At 45.6% G+C, this 17,676-nt stretch carries 15 protein-coding genes; 8 read left to right on the forward strand and 7 right to left on the reverse strand.

Translation table 11 applies throughout. The annotated features are described in order from the left end of the window. Nucleotides 1-518: 518 nt before the first annotated feature. A complete protein-coding gene (locus tag L5L77_RS06545; RefSeq protein WP_263222415.1) occupies nt 519-2,936 on the forward strand; it encodes a Lon protease family protein in 2,418 nt (805 codons plus the stop codon). A gap of 74 nt (nt 2,937-3,010) precedes the next feature. Here L5L77_RS06545 and L5L77_RS06550 read toward each other — a convergent pair whose 3' ends face one another. After that, the gene (locus L5L77_RS06550; RefSeq protein ID WP_263222417.1) at nt 3,011-4,078 is read right to left on the reverse strand and encodes an alkene reductase; all 1,068 of its coding nucleotides are present in this window, start codon (nt 4,076-4,078) and stop codon (nt 3,011-3,013) included. 133 nt (nt 4,079-4,211) lie between these two features. On the opposite strand from L5L77_RS06550, the gene L5L77_RS06555 reads away from it, so the two are divergent. After that, nucleotides 4,212-4,793: a TetR/AcrR family transcriptional regulator gene (locus L5L77_RS06555; protein ID WP_263222420.1), complete on the forward strand. Its 582-nt coding sequence runs from the start codon at nt 4,212-4,214 to the stop codon at nt 4,791-4,793. A gap of 176 nt (nt 4,794-4,969) precedes the next feature. On the opposite strand, the gene L5L77_RS06560 is transcribed toward L5L77_RS06555, so the two are convergent. Together L5L77_RS06560 and L5L77_RS06565 are read right to left on the reverse strand one after the other, a co-directional pair. Beyond that, entirely contained in the window at nt 4,970-5,194 is a 225-nt protein-coding gene (locus tag L5L77_RS06560) for a TIGR02922 family protein (RefSeq protein WP_028760777.1), read from the reverse strand. 332 nt (nt 5,195-5,526) lie between these two features. Continuing rightward, entirely contained in the window at nt 5,527-7,095 is a 1,569-nt protein-coding gene (locus L5L77_RS06565; protein ID WP_263222422.1) for a methyl-accepting chemotaxis protein, read from the reverse strand. 435 nt (nt 7,096-7,530) lie between these two features. Between L5L77_RS06565 and L5L77_RS06570 the strand changes: the two genes are divergently transcribed. Then, nucleotides 7,531-8,253: a YebC/PmpR family DNA-binding transcriptional regulator gene (locus L5L77_RS06570; RefSeq protein WP_028760779.1), complete on the forward strand. Its 723-nt coding sequence runs from the start codon at nt 7,531-7,533 to the stop codon at nt 8,251-8,253. A gap of 65 nt (nt 8,254-8,318) precedes the next feature. Here L5L77_RS06570 and L5L77_RS06575 read toward each other — a convergent pair whose 3' ends face one another. Both L5L77_RS06575 and L5L77_RS06580 read right to left on the reverse strand, forming a co-directional pair. Then, nucleotides 8,319-9,995 carry a carotenoid oxygenase family protein gene (locus tag L5L77_RS06575; protein ID WP_263222423.1) on the reverse strand — a complete coding sequence of 559 codons (1,677 nt, stop codon included), beginning with the start codon at nt 9,993-9,995 and terminating at the stop codon, nt 8,319-8,321. Between the two features lie 14 nt (nt 9,996-10,009). After that, nucleotides 10,010-10,516: a DUF2141 domain-containing protein gene (locus L5L77_RS06580; RefSeq protein ID WP_263222424.1), complete on the reverse strand. Its 507-nt coding sequence runs from the start codon at nt 10,514-10,516 to the stop codon at nt 10,010-10,012. A gap of 183 nt (nt 10,517-10,699) precedes the next feature. Between L5L77_RS06580 and L5L77_RS06585 the strand changes: the two genes are divergently transcribed. Further along, entirely contained in the window at nt 10,700-11,878 is a 1,179-nt protein-coding gene (locus L5L77_RS06585; protein ID WP_263222427.1) for a sensor histidine kinase, read from the forward strand. Nucleotides 11,879-11,907: 29 nt separating this feature from the next. Further along, on the forward strand, nt 11,908-12,558 hold the full coding sequence (locus L5L77_RS06590) for a response regulator (protein ID WP_263222429.1): 651 nt from the start codon (nt 11,908-11,910) through the stop codon (nt 12,556-12,558). Nucleotides 12,559-12,650: 92 nt separating this feature from the next. On the opposite strand, the gene hpf is transcribed toward L5L77_RS06590, so the two are convergent. Together hpf and L5L77_RS06600 are read right to left on the reverse strand one after the other, a co-directional pair. Further along, the gene (gene hpf, locus L5L77_RS06595) at nt 12,651-13,007 is read right to left on the reverse strand and encodes a ribosome hibernation-promoting factor, HPF/YfiA family (RefSeq protein WP_028760784.1); all 357 of its coding nucleotides are present in this window, start codon (nt 13,005-13,007) and stop codon (nt 12,651-12,653) included. 248 nt (nt 13,008-13,255) lie between these two features. Then, nucleotides 13,256-14,824: a methyl-accepting chemotaxis protein gene (locus L5L77_RS06600; RefSeq protein WP_263146115.1), complete on the reverse strand. Its 1,569-nt coding sequence runs from the start codon at nt 14,822-14,824 to the stop codon at nt 13,256-13,258. A gap of 428 nt (nt 14,825-15,252) precedes the next feature. Here L5L77_RS06600 and L5L77_RS06605 point away from each other — a divergent pair, with 428 nt between their 5' ends. From L5L77_RS06605 to L5L77_RS06615, 3 genes are read left to right on the forward strand one after another with little or no spacing between them, the layout of a single operon-like run. Next, entirely contained in the window at nt 15,253-15,627 is a 375-nt protein-coding gene (locus L5L77_RS06605; protein ID WP_263222430.1) for a DUF3649 domain-containing protein, read from the forward strand. Nucleotide 15,628: 1 nt separating this feature from the next. After that, the gene (locus L5L77_RS06610; protein WP_263222433.1) at nt 15,629-17,299 is read left to right on the forward strand and encodes a PepSY-associated TM helix domain-containing protein; all 1,671 of its coding nucleotides are present in this window, start codon (nt 15,629-15,631) and stop codon (nt 17,297-17,299) included. Beyond that, the gene (locus L5L77_RS06615) at nt 17,296-17,646 is read left to right on the forward strand and encodes a DUF3325 domain-containing protein (protein WP_113940646.1); all 351 of its coding nucleotides are present in this window, start codon (nt 17,296-17,298) and stop codon (nt 17,644-17,646) included. The genes L5L77_RS06610 and L5L77_RS06615 overlap by 4 nt, the downstream gene beginning before the upstream one ends. Nucleotides 17,647-17,676 lie beyond the last annotated feature (30 nt).

Raw genomic sequence — 17,676 nt, forward strand, 5'->3', positions numbered from 1 at the left:
TTGCCAACTCAGATCTCGTTACTGCTCAATCGGCCTACAGCGAGAATACCGTAAGACCTTAAACACATGCCCAATATTGCTACAGAGGGAAAACGTTAACCAAGCAGTAAAATCTCATAAAATTTTACGTTTAACATCAAATCAATACATCTCAATTGGCACTAAGGTTAGATCTAAAACTTACTCCATCATATCCACCTTTTAGGGTGGTAGAGGTCAAACCATCAAAATTCACACTAACTTACTCACACTCAGCAGACTGCTTGCACGGGTAAATCCAACTAACATTGCATTTGCTACTTTAGCACAAAATTTTAGTGTCAGTATCGCGATAAGTTTATTGAGTAACAATTAGTTAGACTTAATCAATTAAGTCTTCCCCCGATAATTCAGCACTTTCTTAGCGAGAGAAAACCATCCCTAAAGACATATATCAGCAATAACAGAGTTTTGATTGACAAAAATGCTATCTTATTGTCTACAATGGAAATAATAAGGCTGAAAAACCAAGGATATTTATGCCCACTGACGTCGTATCAAGCCAAGCTACCCTGCTCAACAGTAAACAATTATATCGCATTTGCGAACTCGACCAATTAAGCACAGATTGCCAATCGACAGCAGAACTCACACCTCTCAATGATATTGTCGGCCAAGAACGCGCCCAGCAAGCGGTAGAGTTTGCAATGGGAATTAAAGAAAAGGGTTACAACATCTACGCCATAGGTCAGAACGGCCTCGGCAAACGGACCATGATGCTGCGTTACCTAAGCCGTCACGAGCCAAACGACCATACCCTGTACGATTGGTGCTATGTGGTTAATTTCGATGATACCCGTTGCCCTAAAGTACTGAAACTGAGCGCAGGGACTGGGCTTGAATTTAAAAAAGCCGTCGAAAAGTTGATGCTTAAACTTGTCAAAGCTATGCCTTTAGCCTTTGATAATGAAATGTATTATGCCCGCACCGAAAAACTCAAAAGCCAATTGGCACACAAACAAGAAGTGGCACTCTCAGAACTAACCGAAGAAGCGAAACAAAAAGGCATAAGCCTCAGTTTAACCCTGCAGGGCGACTACCAAATGGTGGCGCTAAATGGTGAAGAACCCCACGACGAAAGCTCATTTGAAGCATTGACAGAGACTGAACGTAGTCAATTTGAAAGTAATATCAATGGCCTAGAGGTTAAACTACGGGGTATTATTCGCCAAATCACTGAATGGGAAGAAGAGTTCAGCGATAAACAGCAAGAGCATGACGAACAAGTTGCCAAAGAAGTGTTAATTCATTTTATTAAGCCACTCAAAGATAAGTTTAAACATCAGCCTGAGGCGCGCACTTTCTTAACGGGTATGCAGGCAGATATCTTAGATAATCTGGACATTTTTTTAGAAGAAAGCGAAGAACAACTGGGCTTAGCTTACGCATCACTTGAAAAGAAAATGCCCCGCCGCTACCAAGTTAACGTTTTGGTCGGCCAAGGCACTCAAAAATTCCCCATAGTCGTTGAAGAAAGCCCGAGTTATCACAGCCTATTTGGCTATGTGGAGAACGCCACATTTAGAGGCACAGTGTTCACCGACTTTTCGCTTATTCGCTCAGGTAGCCTGCACAAAGCTAACGGCGGTGTACTGTTGATGGACGCCGTAAAAGTATTAGAGCGCCCTTATGTGTGGGACGGACTCAAGCGTGCCCTGCGTTCACGCAAACTGGATTTAAGCTCACTCGAACGGGAAGTTTCGCTGTCCGGTACGATTTCACTGGCACCAGAACCTATCCCCTTAGATGTGAAAATTATTCTGTTTGGCGATCATGAAACCTATCAGCTGTTACAGCATTATGATCCTGACTTTAGTGAGTTATTTCGTGTTACCGCCGATTTTGAAGATGTGATGGACAGAACTCCAACCTCTGAGGCGCATTATGCTCGTTTTATTTCTAGCATAGTACACGACAACAATATGTTGCACTGCGATCGTGCCGCCATAGCGCGCATCATTGAATACAGCTCACGGGAAGCTGAGGATCAGCAAAAGCTGTCGCTGCATTCAGCTAATGTAGCTAACCTGCTGCGAGAATCTAACTACTGTGCAAAATCGGCAGGCAGTGAACAAATTTTAGTACCACACGTTGAGCAAGCGCTGCGTAATCAAGAGCAACGAGTCTCGCGCCTACACGACAACATAATGCAAAGCTTTAGTAACGGCACAACCTTGATCAGCACTCAAGGTAAAATGGTCGGGCAAATCAATGCTTTATCTGTGATATCGACCTCAGATCACCAGTTTGGTATGCCTAATCGCATCACAGCAACCACGGCCTTTGGTAAGGGTGAAGTGATGGATATCGAGCACAGAGTCAAACTTGGAGGGCAAATTCATTCTAAGGGCGTACTGATCTTAACAGCTTACTTGGCCTCGGTTTTAGGCAAAACGGCGCAAATCCCGCTCACCACTTACCTCACCTTTGAGCAATCTTACAGTGGTGTGGACGGTGACAGCGCCTCAATGGCCGAATGTTGCGCGATTATCTCGGCTATAAGCGAGCAAGCAATTAGGCAAGATATTGCCATCACAGGTTCGATGAACCAATTTGGTGAGGCTCAGCCCATTGGCGGCGTGAATGAAAAAATTGAAGGCTTCTTCGATGTCTGCAAAATAAAAGGCCGTACGCCGGAGCAAGGGGTGATTATTCCTGCCTCGAACATGGCCAACCTTATGCTGCGCAAAGACATTGTCGATGCAGTGGCACAGGGGGAATTCCATATTTGGGCTATTACCCATGTGACTCAAGCCATGGAGTTACTGCTTGGTAAAACCGCGGGTAGCTTGTCGCAAACAGCCGCACCTAGCCAAGGGCAATATTCTCCCGAGAGCATTTTCGGCATCGCTCAGCAAAAGCTCACCGCACTTAGATCCTTAGTTAAAGCAGATTAAATAAAAACGCGAGAAAGACAAACAAAAAGGGTTAGCCAATGCTAACCCTTTATTTATAAAGCTATTAAGCGAAATTACACTAAGCTTGCAAGCATTTCGTCGCTGTAAGGAACAAGTTCAACGCCCTCACGCACGCGAGCAACATAGTCAGGATTGGCAATAAATGGACGACCGATAGCAATCAAATCAAACTTATTCGCCTCAATCGCTTCACTGGCGGTTTCAGCGCTGTAGCTTCCCACTCCCACTAAGGTTTTGCCATAGTGTGCACGCACATAGCTTGAAGCGTTGCCGCCAAGATAGTCGAAATGCATGCTGTCATCAAAAATACCAATATGCAAAAAGGCGATATCGCGCGACTCAAGCTCAGGTAAAAAATAATCAAACACTTCACGGTCACGGCTATCGGCTGCCATGTTGAAATAAGCGCCCGGAGAAATCCGTAAACCAGTTCTGTCTTTGCCAATACGCGCCGCGACAGCATCGACCACTTCCAGTGCAAAACGCGACATATTCGCAGGTGTACCACCATATTCATCGGTGCGGCGGTTGCTGTCATGGTGTAAAAAGGTGTCAATTAAATAACCATTAGCGCCGTGAATTTCAACACCATCAAACCCCGCTTCAATGGCATTTTCTGCCGCTTTGGCGTAATCACGTACTAAACCTTGAATATCCTCGAGCGTGGCAGCTTTTGGCGTGACATAAGTCAGTTCGCGCATTCTTGGCACACTGCCTTCAATCTTCTGTGCTGATGCCGCAAGCACATCACCACCACCGAAAAAGTGTGGATGAGCAACACGGCCCGTATGCCATAACTGCACAAAAATCTTACCGCCATTGGCATGTACCGCATCGGTCACTTTACGCCAGCCAGCAATTTGCGCTTGAGTAAAAATACCAGGGGTATTTGGGTAACCTTGAGCATCGGGACGAATAATCGTCGCCTCTGTGATGATCAAACCCGCTTCGGCGCGGCGTTCATAATAAGCAACCATATCGTCGGTTGGCACTAAGTCGGCATCGGCCATACAACGGGTCAAAGGTGCCATTAAGAAACGATTGTTTAAGGTAATAGTGTCATTAAGCGAGTAGGTTTCGAACAGATTTGCCAAGGAATTTGGTGTGGTTTGTGTGGTCATTTTCTCAGTCCCATTCTTGAATATGCATTCAAGATATTATTATTTGAACGATCATTCAAGTTAATTTTTGAATGTTCGTTCAAATTTAGGTAGAATCTGGCCTAAGCGTTTCTATACAAGTGAATTAAATTCGATGCGTAATGCAGAGTTCGACCGAGAACAGGTACTTCGCGGCGCTATGGCCGCCTTCATGCACAAGGGTTACACCAAAACGAGCATGCAAGATCTAACTCAAGCCACGGGATTACATCCGGGGTCGATTTACTGCGCTTTTACCAATAAACGCGGATTACTAATCGCGGCCATTGAGCAATATCAACTCGACAGAAACGAGCAATTCAACAATCTATTCGGCAATGGCGAGAATGTGCTGACTAATTTGAAAACCTACTTAGATCATCTCGTTATTGAATGTCTGAGTTGCGATAGCGCCCAAGCTTGCTTACTGACAAAAGCGTTAAATGAAATTGCAGAGCAAGATGTTGAGATCCGAGACATCATCAATCAGTATCTACAATCTTGGCAGCAAGCACTCACGCTACAATTTGCCACTGCAACGTTACAAGGACTCCTCCAAGGCAATCGCAGCTGCGAGCAAAGAGCCCAATATTTAATGATGGGAATTTATGGTTTAAGAACCTTCGCCCACACCCATCCTAATGCCGAAACCTTACAGTACCTTGCAGACCAATTAATGGCAGAAGTCTGCCATTAAAGTGCGTTAATTTGTGGGACAGTAAATATCTGAATGACTAACCGAATATGATTAGGCGAACAAGCGCTAACATTAATAGAAATAGATGTATTGAATAGAATTTTTGCAGAAGATGTCGGGACGATAATTTAGCAAAGCGAATTATTCGTCCCAAGAATGACGATTAGTTTAAAATGTTAACCTATATTAGCTTGAGCAAACACTCGCTCGCCTAATGAATTCAATATCTTACACTCACCTTCAAGTACAGCAATGATAGATTTTCCCTTGCGGAAACTTGCAGGTATCATCACACGCCCAGCTTCACTCACTGGCAAATTACCTAATACGGCGTTGTGCATAATTAACCCTACGGGCGCATCATAATATAAAACAGTTACAGTCGCTTGATTTGCTTGCATCACATTTAACTCACATTAAGCAGCATCTACTGCGTTATATTTACGTCGCAAGAGAGCTCCCTGTCCTCAACATTTTAAAATATCCAGAAAGATATTTTAAACATTTTAAATCAATTGCTTAAGGTCTTATTCAAATTTTATGATTTTTTATTGGATACAATACTGTCTTATACTGTACACCTTGGGCTATTTAAGCACTTCGGCAAAAAGATGCCAATCTATTTCTATTATGTTAATCGATTACCTACTATCGATCACATATAAGACACAAATAAAGATGCGTTTTTATGCATTTTTTAGAGTAAATAACCTAAATTTGAGTTATCAGTAATCTACTTAGCTTTAAATCCCACTCGAAATCCGCCCCAATGTTTACCGTTTACAAAAATGGGCACCGACAAGTCGTGCATCACTTCGCCCGTATCGCGTTTATAAGTTTGCAATAGCACAGGTTCAGTATGGGCGCCGCAACGGATCCCTGTCGGATCATTAAACAAGCGTTTGGTTCGATTGTGCACCATATCAACCTCAACTTTGCCTGTCAGCGCTTGGCTAAAGCGTTTATTATGGGTCGGAAAATAACCTTTCCTATCAACGGCTCCCGCATAAATAATTTCGCTGTGTTTTGCCAGAATGGGCTCTTGAATTGTTGGAAAATGCTGATCGGTATAACGATCGAAAGCCGTGCTGTATTTCTGCGGCTGAGTATTGGTAATAGGTTGGTATTTAGGATTAAACAAATCAGCCTCGCTAAAACTGCCACTGGCTAAACCTTGTGCTAACTTGTCACCGCACGCTTTAGCGGCAACATTCGCCAATTGCAGAACCTGCTGATCGAAGGTTTGTGTATCCCATTTAGACAACGCTTTAAAAATACCCTCAGTGGTCAAGGATAAAGTAAAGGCCTGCTCGGATACGCTATGACTCTGTTTACCCGTCGAATTTAACGAGTCACGTATTTGAGTCACCGAGCGGCTAATGTCGTTAGTAGTGTTGTTATATTGTTTGAGTGAATCTTCCATATCACCTAAGGCATGGGCCGATTGGGTCACAGAAGCCGAAATCTCAGTGAAGTGCGCGTCTAACTCGCCCATGGCGGCGACCACATCGGCGGTTTGCGTCACGACTCGCTCCATCAGCCCAGAAGTTTTATCCGTTTCACTGCGGATTTCTAATAGCATTTTGCCAATATCTTGGGTTGCACCCGCGGTTTTACCCGCAAGGCTGCGTACTTCGTCAGCTACTACCGCAAAACCTCGACCCAGCTCTCCCGCTCGAGCCGCTTCGATGGCCGCATTTAACGCCAACAGATTCGTTTGCTCGGCAACGGAGTTAATCACCTCGGTAATTTTTTGGATTTCTTCGGCTCTTGATTTAAGCGCCTGCACTTGCTCAGCGGCGGTATCAATATCCGTACTCAGTGAACGAATGGCCGCAACACCTTTCTGAGCTTGACTTCGTCCCTGCACGCTAACGCGCTCAGCCTCTTGAGCTTGGCCTAAAATATCTGCCGCATTATCGCCAAGTTGGGCCGTAGTGTGACTCAATTGCCCCGCGGCAACCGCAATGGCGCTGGCATGCTCGCCATTTGATTCAATTGATTTATTCAGTAAATCAATAAAATGCGACACCTCAGCCGAACCAATAGCCATTTTGCTGGTTTGCACACTAATGTCGTGGGCGGGGATGCTTTGCTCTTGTAATACCTTAATGTTTGCCTCATCGGTGTCGAGCTTAGCCTTAGATGCGTGCAAACACACCCATACTACTAAACCACAGGCAAGAACGCCCAAGATCACCGCCTGCACAATACTCGGAAGATGCAGTCCCTCAAGTAATAAACTCCCCAGAGTGACCAGCGTAAAACTGATGAAAATTAAAATTTTGTGCTGTATTTCCATATACTTCCCGTAACTGCGCAAGGTAAAAATGAAAGGGAAATGCTAAGAGTCGAATCATTAGCCTTCGTTCAGCTGCTATCAATTACAGCGGCTATTGCTTACAACTGACGAGGGAGGACTAACTATGATAGCGCTCAAGATTTATAGTTTTAGTCTATTTCTCTGAATAAGCTAGATAATTTATCTCGCTAAATAAACAAAGTAGAAGTTAGCTATCATCAACAGTCTCACGAGCGTATGGCATTAGACATTAGTATTAATCTATCGCGATATAGTCCTTGCCTATCTAAAAGCGGATCTTCCTTGATAAAACCAACTTTGCCCTGAAATGCGTGCCCCGTCGCCTTCTAGGTAATAAATCACATAGGGACGACTGCACTTATGCCAAGAAAACTGCTAATATCGGCGCAATTTTTTTGAGCTAACGAGATCAAGATGGGCAGAGCATATCAAAACAAGAAAGAATCCATGGCGAAAACAGCCGGTCAAAAAACCCGCATTTATTCACGCTACGGTAAAGAGATTTACGTTGTCGCTAAGCAAGGCGGCGTTGAGCCCGATGGAAACTTATCACTGCGTCGCTTAATTGAACGCGCTAAGAAAGACCAAGTGCCCGCGCATGTTATTGAACGCGCAATTGAAAAAGCTAAAGGCGGCGGTGGTGAAGATTACGATACCGCCCGTTACGAAGGTTTTGGTCCTGGCAACTGCATGGTCATTGTTGACTGCTTAACCGATAACGTAAAACGTACCTTCACCGAAGTGCGTCAAGCCTTCGTGAAAAACGATGCCAAACTCGGCGGCCCTGGTACAGTTGGCCACATGTTTGATCATCAAGCCGTGTTCGTGTTTGCGGGTGATGACGAAGATGCGATTTTAGAACTGCTGATGATGGCTGACGTTGATGTAAGCGATGTTGAGCTTGAAGATGGCTTAATCACAGTATACGCGCCACACACTGAATACTTTAAAGTCAAAACTGCGCTGACCGAAGCGATGCCAGAGGTTAACTTTGAATTTGACAATATCACCTTCGTACCGCAGGACATGACTAAAGTTGAAGGTGAAGATGTCGTTATGTTTGAAAAGTTTATTGCCGCACTTGAAGATTGTGACGACGTACAAAACGTCTATCACAATGCGGAAATTGATGACTAAACGTTTCTTTCGCCTGAAACAAAAACGCAGCCAAGAGCTGCGTTTTTTATTTATAGATCAAAATATTAAGCTTCAATAAAGCAGCCATGAAACCCTAGTGGCAATACCCTGTTCATTTGAGCCGAAGCGATGGGGCCCGCACTGATATCACTGGCACGAAACAAAGACAAACCAGACTGTGCATTATGGTAATCGAGCCAAGTCATCAGTAAATAGGCTTCGTGCTGCTCAGTGGCGGGGATATAGAGCGGCTCTTCGGCAATTTTGCCTTTGCCAAGATAAAACGCGCTATAGCTCGCGTCGCCAAGTGTATCCACACTGTGCTTGCTGCTGTCTTTTGCATTATGAATACAATACAGAGTGTTACTTAGCCCTGATTCAGAGTCAGATTCTGCTTCATATTTAAAGTTAGAGCTGGAGCCAGAGTTAACAGCTGAATCTGATCTTGCTCCAACGCCAAATAACGGAACAAACGCCGAAGCCCCGCCTGTTTTCTCTGCAAACGCTTTTTCACCGCTAGTTTGTTTTTTACCCATAATGTGCTGCGAAAACTGGGGAAACTCCATCATCACGCCGCTGCGGTTAATACGTGCAGAGGAAGACAAGGTCTCCGCAAACTGCGCTTTGCTAGTTGCTGTAAGTGCTACTGTGAGCGGTACTGTGAGCGGTACAGTGATAGTCACTAACTCTGCATGGGGTGTCTTAGTTTTACGCTCCCCCGTCAGTAACCCCTTCATCCCTTGGGTTAAAATAGATGAATTGGGATAGAGGCAAAGCTGCACAGAAAGTTCGTCATTCTTCTCAATGGCTTGACCAAAGTGAAACACAAATCCCGCAGGTAGCAGGTATAACTGGCGCACGCTAAAATCAGCTTTGTCGATGACTAGTAATTGCGATGGCAATTCGGGGCGCCATTTAAAGGCATCAACATAGGTTTCGCCCTCTTCATACACGCAGGATGAAATGTAAAACACCAGCTTATTCTCACTCTGCGCGAAGGCATGTAAGTAACTCGCCTGTGGCAATTCAATCACTTCCATTCTGGCTATGCTGTCATCGGGTGCCACTTGATACACAAGTAACTGCTTCTCACCACCGACATACCAGACGCCAAAATTCCATAGTCCACCTCGTCCATCATCGAGTGGATGGGCGGAAAAGGGTAAACCCTTAAACTTGTCGCCAAAGCTTTTAACACCAAGCGTGGTTAAGGTCTGAGCATCGAGTCGATAGGGTGACCCCGCCTCCCATAAAGCGAGCAACTCGCCGTGGCGCGGCAATAAACTGGTATTGGCCACATTCAAGTCATCGTTATTTCGAATAGGTAAAGCATTGGGGATCACTGTGCCTGCGGTCGTGTACTTAAACGCGCCAGCGGCCTCTTCGACTTTAAACTTCTTTGTTTGGATGAACTTGGCCTGATGCTGAATTTGCCCATTGCTCACACTAAACTGTTGCACCATGCCATCGCCATCGAACCAATGCTGATATGCCTTACCTGCCCGAGACATTTTCGCTGGCCCATTACGATATAGATTCCCACTCAATTGCGCTGGCCATTCACCCGAAACCTGCATAGTGAGCGGCAGATAGTCGCCTTCAGCCCCATTAAAACCTATGGCCCATGGCTCACGGGCGACCGCTTGTGCGTTATCCAGTGCCAGTAGTTTATCCACCGAACTTGCCCAAACAGCACTCGTCATTAGGGCGGCTGAGCCTGCTAGAAATTGACGTCTATCCATGGTGTAGCCCCCTCTTAGCGGATATGTATGGTGATTTGCGCATCAGCCTGCAGACTAAAACTGGCGTCTTTAAAGCTCGCAGGCCCAAAACTGCCGGCGTTATGGCTAAAGCCATAGCCTTCACTCGGCACACCTAACATATTGGTATCTAAGCTGTGATTGTTGTTTTCATCGTGAAAGACCTTGACCGCATATTGGCCATCGGCGAGATCGCTAAATACCAGCCTATGCTCTGTCTTAGTGACGGGCTTTATCATAGACGCGCTAGGATTATGGCCTGCGGCGTAATCCTCGGCATTGGCATAAAGCTCAACCATCAAGGCGCCAGTTTGTACTTGAATATTATCGATATCCACAGTCAGGGAATGTGCCTGGCTCTCTGCGGACATGGTGCCTGCCGACATACTTCCTGCAGACAAGAGTAAGCAAGCTAAGCCTGCGCCCCAAATCGCTGATAACGTCCTTTTGGTCATATTTGCTTGGCGAATCTGAGTTGTCATAGCCGAGTTCACGTGTTTCATGTCTTACTCCTGTTATTTGCGCTCATAAGTTACCGCGATGGAGTTAGCTTAAAAAATCGCAGGACGAAAAACAGGTGCCAAAAGTCATGAAACAAAAATTTAACAAGATGACTTTTGGCATAGTGACATCTGGCGCTGATACCTTAGAATGGTCGGCAGAATTGGATTAAGGAATCGTCATTCGTGCTAGAAAATCGATTAGCGAAAGAAGAAAACATGTTGATTGCTGCAGGAGTGCTCACTTGGGCATTAGTCGCTTGGGTTGGGATAAATCAAGCCGCATTGCATACATGGCAAGGCATGCTAAATGCCGTACTGTATGGGCTGTTTGTAGTGCAATTTATACTGATAGCTACCGATAAAGTTGCGCATAATAATATTCGACTTCGCCGCATAACCACGCTAGCAATGCCCTTGATCGTACTGAGCTTATTACTCACGGCAAACCATGCATTGCTGCCGATCCTCTTCGTCATTTGGGCGTCACTGTTGCCTGAGTTTTTCAATCGCCGCCAAGTTATTTCACAGCTGCTGCTAGCCAACCTTGTTTATTACGCGCTGCTGCAATGGCAATTGCATGAACAAAGCAACGTGTTCAATATTTTGATTTATCTTGGCTTTCAACTCTTTGCCTACAGCAGTAGCCAAGCAAGGCTTTCTGAACGTAAATCACGTTTGATACAAGAACAGCTAAACCAACAGCTTATTGCCACTCGCGCCCTACTGAGCCAAGCCAGCGAACAGCAAGAAAGATTAAGGATATCACGCGATTTGCACGACATTCTCGGCCACCAACTCACAGCGCTTTCCCTGCAATTGGAAGTACTAAGCCATACCGCGCCCGAGGAGCTCAAACCTCAAGTTAACCAAAGTAAATCCTTAGCTAAAGAGCTACTTGAAAGTATTCGCGCCGTCGTCAGGGCTCAAAGAGTGCAAGTGGGATTGGATTTAGTCCCACCTTTAGAGGCACTGATGACCCGCTTACCCAACGTGACTCTTAACTGCAAAGGGATGAAGCCACTGCAATCAGCCGAACTGACTCAGGCACTACTGTTAGTGCTGCAGGAAGGCATCAGCAACGCCGTACGTCACGGCAAGGCGAATCAACTGCAACTGAGCATGGAAGACTCTCAAAGCGCGCTGGTATTGCAACTAAGCGACAACGGCGTGGGGCTAACACGGGGAGCCGCGCGAAACGCATCAGTTAAAAGCGGCACAGGGCTAAACGGTACAGGACAGTTCGGTACAGGGCTCGGCGGCATGCAGGAAAGGCTACAACCCTTTAATGGCACCTTGGAGTTAAGGGCAAATGACTCGGCATCCGGCTGCCAACTCACCCTCACATTCCCAGCACTCGCTTAACTTTTTATAAAAAACGCTTTGGGATCTCTATGGATACGCAAAACAACATCATCAGTGTCGGTTTAGTGGAAGATCAGCAATTGGTTCGCCAAGGGATCGCCAGCCTACTCGCCATTTCCGACAACATTCGCGTGTTGTGGCAGGCCGAAGACGGCCAAGATGCACTCAGTCAGCTGGCCAGCAATCCCGTCGATGTACTGCTCAGTGATATCCGCATGCCAAATCTTGATGGTATCGCCATGCTCAAACAGATACGCCAGAGTGCCAATAGTTTACCTATCATCATGTTAACCACCTTCGATGACAGTGAGTTATTCCTCAATAGTTTACAGGCGGGCGCCAATGGCTTTTTACTCAAGGATGTGTCACTCGACAAGTTACTATGCGCTATAGAAACCGTCGCTAAAGGCGGCTACTTGATTGAGCCTTCGGTGCTCAAACAGATGAGTGAGCCTAAACCTGCACCTAGCGTTGGGGTAACTAGAAATGAATTATTGTCGAAACGGGAGCGGGAAATTCTCAGTTTTATGGCGGGTGGCTTCTCCAATAAGGAAATCGCCAATGCGGTATTTTTAGCCGAGGGCACAGTGAAGAATCATGTCTCTAACATACTCACTAAACTCGATTGCCGAGACCGTACCCAAGCTGTGCTCAAGGGATTGCAACTGGCATTGATTTAACCCATTAGCATTAAACCAAACCCTATTGCCAACAAAAAGGGCCATTAAAGGCCCCTTTGTGCTCATCTAAAGCGATGAGTTATGACTAAAACCTAACGAAGATCCATCTCTTGGATAATTTCATGGGCAATAGCGGGCGTTGTACAGCTCGGGGTTTCATGCAAATCCGCTTTTAGCTGACCTTTACGGTGCTTAAGTGCTGCATCTAATTTTTTCGATGCAGCTTTGATTGCTGGGTACATAACCTCATCGGTACCTGAAGCAGAAATACGGCTTCCTTCATAATTCGTACGAAGCTCAACCTGATACTCGCCATGCTCTTTCGCAATAATAATGTCCAGTGCGATCAGAGAGGGGAAATGGGTGGCGATTTTTGCAAATTTTTCGTTAACATCTTCTCTAATAGAATCAGTAACATCGACGTGGTGACCAGAAATATTTATTTTCATAGGTTGTCCCTTTTAGTGTCATTACTTTTATTTTTGCTTCACTAATAGAGCTTGGGGCATGCAGGATAAAACACAAGGGTTATTGGCAAATATTTCGGTCAACTCAGGTATTAGCATCTCCTAAATGTGACCTCCATCAAGAAGTCAAAAATAAAACAGCGAGAAAAACATGATTAAGTGATTGATTTATAAACAGGCATTAATAATAAATCAATCACAAAATGCAATACGACATAAGGTAAATACGCTTAATATTTACGTTGCACACTCTGCTGCCAAAACTGTTGGGACAAATGATGCGTCTTGGTCGATAAACGCGACACTTGATCACCCCGCGCTGCCGCATCGAGCGTCTGCTCTAAACTCTGCTGAGCCAAGTCGCTGATCACATGGATGGCTCGGCTAATTTCTGCGGCCACCGAAGTCTGCTGCGTCATCGCCGCCGCATTATCATCACTCAAAGAATTAATTCGCGAAATAGATGAAAGCAACTCGCCAAAAGCCACACTCGCATCTTGCGCTAAGCTAACCGAACGTTTTACCTGTTCCTGCCCCGCCATCATGGTCGAGGTCGCCCTTTGAGTGCTTTCTCTAAAACGGCTAACAATTAACTCAATTTGCGAGGTGGATTGGCTAGTACGGCTCGATAACTGCCTGACCTCATCGGCCACCACGGCAAAACCACGACCACTCTCCCCTGCCCGTGCCGCTTCAATTGCCGCATTTAAGGCTAATAAGTTAGTTTGGTCGGCAATGGCACGTATGACTTCGAGCACTTGGTGAATCGCACTGCTATCTTGTTCAATAGCTTGTACAACATCGGAAAAGTGGCTCACTTGTACACTTAACTGATGTATCGCATCAATAACCGTTTCTAAACGAGAATGCCCGCGTTGAGCCGCCTCATGGCTCGACACCATTTCCGAGGCAGTGCGATGAATGTTTCCCGTTACTTCAGCAAAACTGGCACTCATCTGCTCCATCGCAGTCGCAGCTTGCGTGGTTTGTTCACTCTGACTATCGGCATGCTCCCAAGTGTTTGTAATGGTTTGTTTAAGGCTGACACTTTGTGCTTGGATCTCACTGGCAGAATCAGCCATACGGCCAACAACGCCACCAATTTCAGTGATCAAAAAACGTAGGGCGAGGTCTAATTTACCGATCTCATCTTGGCGGCCGGTGTACACGCCCGTAGCGACGGGATCGTCAATAATGTTAGTTGCCATAGACACAAGCTTTTGCAGCGGCTGCATCAGGTAATACCATGCTAGGCACGCGAGACTCATTCCCACCATCGCGGCAACTATGGGGGAATAACTGGCAATTATCGCCGTAGCCGTAATCGAAACCAACATGGCCAGCAGTATTTTGCCACTGAAACCTAACCTATCTTTACGCAACACTTTAGGTTGCTTGCCCTGATTAATATCACTGTAAATACTCTCAGCGGCTTTAATCTGCTCAGGGGTAGCTTGGCGACGAACAGATTGATACTCATGAACTTTACCATCTTCATACACAGGCGCAACGTAGGCATTCACCCAATAATAGCCGCCCGTTTTGGTGCGATTTTTAACTATCCCCATCCAAGGTTTTCCCTGCTTAATTCGCTCCCAGAGGATCTTAAATGCAGCCGCAGGCATATCTTGATGGCGCACTATGTTATGTGGATTCCCTTGCAACTCAGCAACACTAAACCCACTGATCTGCGAAAAGGTCTGATTCACATATTTAATGTTTCCCTTCAGATCCGTCGTTGATAGTAAAATCGCATTATCTGACAGGTGTGTTTCACCATTTGTAGAATTTTTATGCATAGGGTTATCAGGCTAGGTCTCGGTAAAAAAGATAACGCATTCTGCCAAAACCGTCGTCTATCAAAATTGATAAAGCTCACATTGGCAGCATAAAAATTAACCTAACGCTAAACAAGCAGTAACCACTAAACACATATCAACAAATAAAAACAAACAATTGTGACAGGGCGCTCGTTACGCTACATACGTTAAACTCGTCACCCTACACTCGCTAAAGCAGATCAGCTTAAGATCACAGATTCACATTCGAATCTAAATGATATCGTTTATCATTTGAATTAACTAAGTTATACTTCTCGCGGTTAGCTATCTACTGCTATAGAAATGCATTCGTCGTTAAGCCAAAAAGCTCAAGCACACTTTGCAGAATCAACAGTAACGGATAGCCATAACAGACCCATATTGGCTCGAAATGAGAAGTGGCACTTATGTCTAATACACCCGCGTTTGAAACCTCAACGCAATCTTCTACAACTCAAATGCGCTCGAACTCGCTGATTTCGCGGGGAATTGTGCAATGGTTTAAGCAAGAGCAATCGCAGTTTGCCTTCAAAGTCTTTGCCCGTGCGAGTGCCGCTCTACTGGCGGGTTATGTTGCGGCAGCAACCTTGGCTTGCCTGCTGACATTAGTGCTACCTATGCCGCGCTTTGAAAGCACGATAACAGCCAATATGTTAGCTTTCCTGTTTTATGCCATTGCTATTATTTATGCCTTTTGTGTGCGTAAAACCTGGCATGCATGGCGAGATTTAGGCTTAGTGAGTTTGTTATGTTTTGGATTGATCAAGGTATGTGGGCAATAAGATGAAAGAGACATTTTTTAGAACTTTATCTTGGCTACATACCTGGGCAGGCTTGCTGGTATGTTGGGTATTATTGTTGATCTTTTTTGCGGGTAGCTTGAGCTATTTTCGCCATGAGATCAGCCTTTGGAATGAACCCGAATTACACAAAGGGGTTTATCAAGACTACCCAGCCGATACCCTCGAAAACCAATTAGATAAAGGTCAAAGTTACATAGAAGCGCATTCGCCGGCAACAGCGCAGCGCTGGATGATAGGTTTTCCAACTGAACGAACCCCCTTTCAAAGCGTTAGCTGGCAACTGCCACCAGAAAAAGGTCAGCGTCGTGGCAAGACTGAAGAACATGTAGCCTTAGCAGATGGCAGCGGCATGATCTCTGAAGTGCGTGAGAGTCGCGGCGGTGATTTCTTCTATCGTCTGCACTTTGACTTGCACTATATGTCCGCTATTACAGCGCGTTATATCGTCGGCGTTTGCACTATGTTTATGCTGATCGCCCTTATCAGTGGCATAGTGATCCACAAACGGATCTTCAAAGATTTGTTCAGTTTTAGACGGGATAAAGGCGCTCGCTCTTGGCTAGACGCGCACAATGTGAGCTCTGTCATCGCCCTGCCCTACCATTTGATGATCACTTATACAGGGCTTATTACCCTAATGCTTATCTATATCCCATGGACGGTTAATACCGCCTATTCGGGTGATAACCAAGCTTTTTTAAAAGAACTTAATCCCGCCAGACAAACCGAGAAAGCCGCGGGGATTAGTGCGCCACAGGTGCAACTGAGCCAATTACTACCTCAAGTGAAAGCCGCATGGGGCGATGCGCCAATTAAGCAAGTGATAGTGTCATACCCTAAAGATCAAAATAGCCAAGTGACCTTTTACCAAAACACAGGTAAAGATGTGACCGATGAAGCCAATATTTTGATATTCAACGGGGTAAATGGTGAGCTTAAATATGCCAGCCCGCACGAAGCCTCAGGAGCCTCCGCGACTTACGATACTATGATGTCGCTGCACACGGCACGTTTTGCCGCCCCGCTGCTAAGATTTTTATTCTTTTTCTGCGGTTTATTAGGCTGCGCTATGATCGCGACAGGCACTTTGATGTGGGCCATTCGTCTACGTCAAAAACAGCAAAAATTGATCGATAAAGGCGAGAAACCAAGCTTTGGATTACGTTTAGTTGAAGGGTTAAACTTCATGTTTATCTTAGGATTACCCTTAGGCACTGTAGCCTTCTTTTACGCCAATCGTCTCTTATCGACGAGTTTTGCAAGCCGCTCTGAATGGGAAGTTCACAGTTTCTTTATCGCGTTAGCGGTAATGGGTGTTTGGGCTTTCTTGGGTCGTTCACGTCGCCAGTGGCAAACCGCATTACGACTCACAGGGACTTTGTGCTGTGCGCTGCCCGTGCTCAATGCCTTCACATCACCAAGCAATATCATCGACAATATCCAATCCAATCAATGGGCTTTAGTCGGATTTGACGTGCTCGCAGTGCTACTTGGTGGCGCTATGCTATTTGCCAGTAAAAGAGTGGCTTTGATTGCTAAGGCCTCCACTAAACGCCCAGAAAAAGCAAAAAATGCACGTAGAAGCGAATCCCAAACATCCCTTGCCAACGACCTTAGCTCGTCATCTTCATTGGAGGAAGCCAAATCATGATGCCAGAATTTATTCCCCTACTTGGGATCTTAGGTTTGAGTTATCTTTCCCTCGCCCTGTTTGCCTTAGCTAAATTTGGTCACTTCAAGGATGTGTTCAATCGTCCACCAGCACAATGGCAAAGTCGTTTGCTAACCTTGTTTGCTTGGTTACTACTAGCATTTAGCTTAAGTGCCTGCGCGAGCGATCAGGGCTGGGCCTACGGGAGCATTTTGTTTATGGGAATAATTTCCCTCGCGGCAATGCTGGTCATCCTAACGTTAAGCTACAGCCCACGCCATTTACCGATAGGAATCGTCACTGGCAGCGTGCTCACTGGCACTCTATTACTGAGTGCAGGGATCTAATGTCCAGCTAACACTAGCATGGCGATCATG

The organism is Shewanella sp. SM29 (assembly GCF_025654245.1).
GTDB classification, from domain to species: Bacteria; Pseudomonadota; Gammaproteobacteria; order Enterobacterales; family Shewanellaceae; genus Shewanella; species Shewanella oncorhynchi.

What these genes read in the sequence shown, in the direction of transcription:
- hpf (WP_028760784.1), bottom strand. Translation starts at nt 13,007, where the DNA reads ATGAAAATAAATATTTCTGGTCACCACGTCGATGTTACTGATTCTATT.
- L5L77_RS06560 (WP_028760777.1), bottom strand. Translation starts at nt 5,194, where the DNA reads ATGCAAGCAAATCAAGCGACTGTAACTGTTTTATATTATGATGCGCCC.
- L5L77_RS06550 (WP_263222417.1), bottom strand. Translation starts at nt 4,078, where the DNA reads ATGACCACACAAACCACACCAAATTCCTTGGCAAATCTGTTCGAAACC.
- L5L77_RS06570 (WP_028760779.1), top strand. Translation starts at nt 7,531, where the DNA reads ATGGGCAGAGCATATCAAAACAAGAAAGAATCCATGGCGAAAACAGCC.
- L5L77_RS06615 (WP_113940646.1), top strand. Translation starts at nt 17,296, where the DNA reads ATGATGCCAGAATTTATTCCCCTACTTGGGATCTTAGGTTTGAGTTAT.
- L5L77_RS06590 (WP_263222429.1), top strand. Translation starts at nt 11,908, where the DNA reads ATGGATACGCAAAACAACATCATCAGTGTCGGTTTAGTGGAAGATCAG.
- L5L77_RS06580 (WP_263222424.1), bottom strand. Translation starts at nt 10,516, where the DNA reads ATGAAACACGTGAACTCGGCTATGACAACTCAGATTCGCCAAGCAAAT.
- L5L77_RS06610 (WP_263222433.1), top strand. Translation starts at nt 15,629, where the DNA reads ATGAAAGAGACATTTTTTAGAACTTTATCTTGGCTACATACCTGGGCA.
- L5L77_RS06575 (WP_263222423.1), bottom strand. Translation starts at nt 9,995, where the DNA reads ATGGATAGACGTCAATTTCTAGCAGGCTCAGCCGCCCTAATGACGAGT.
- L5L77_RS06600 (WP_263146115.1), bottom strand. Translation starts at nt 14,824, where the DNA reads ATGCATAAAAATTCTACAAATGGTGAAACACACCTGTCAGATAATGCG.
- L5L77_RS06565 (WP_263222422.1), bottom strand. Translation starts at nt 7,095, where the DNA reads ATGGAAATACAGCACAAAATTTTAATTTTCATCAGTTTTACGCTGGTC.
- L5L77_RS06605 (WP_263222430.1), top strand. Translation starts at nt 15,253, where the DNA reads ATGTCTAATACACCCGCGTTTGAAACCTCAACGCAATCTTCTACAACT.
- L5L77_RS06545 (WP_263222415.1), top strand. Translation starts at nt 519, where the DNA reads ATGCCCACTGACGTCGTATCAAGCCAAGCTACCCTGCTCAACAGTAAA.
- L5L77_RS06555 (WP_263222420.1), top strand. Translation starts at nt 4,212, where the DNA reads ATGCGTAATGCAGAGTTCGACCGAGAACAGGTACTTCGCGGCGCTATG.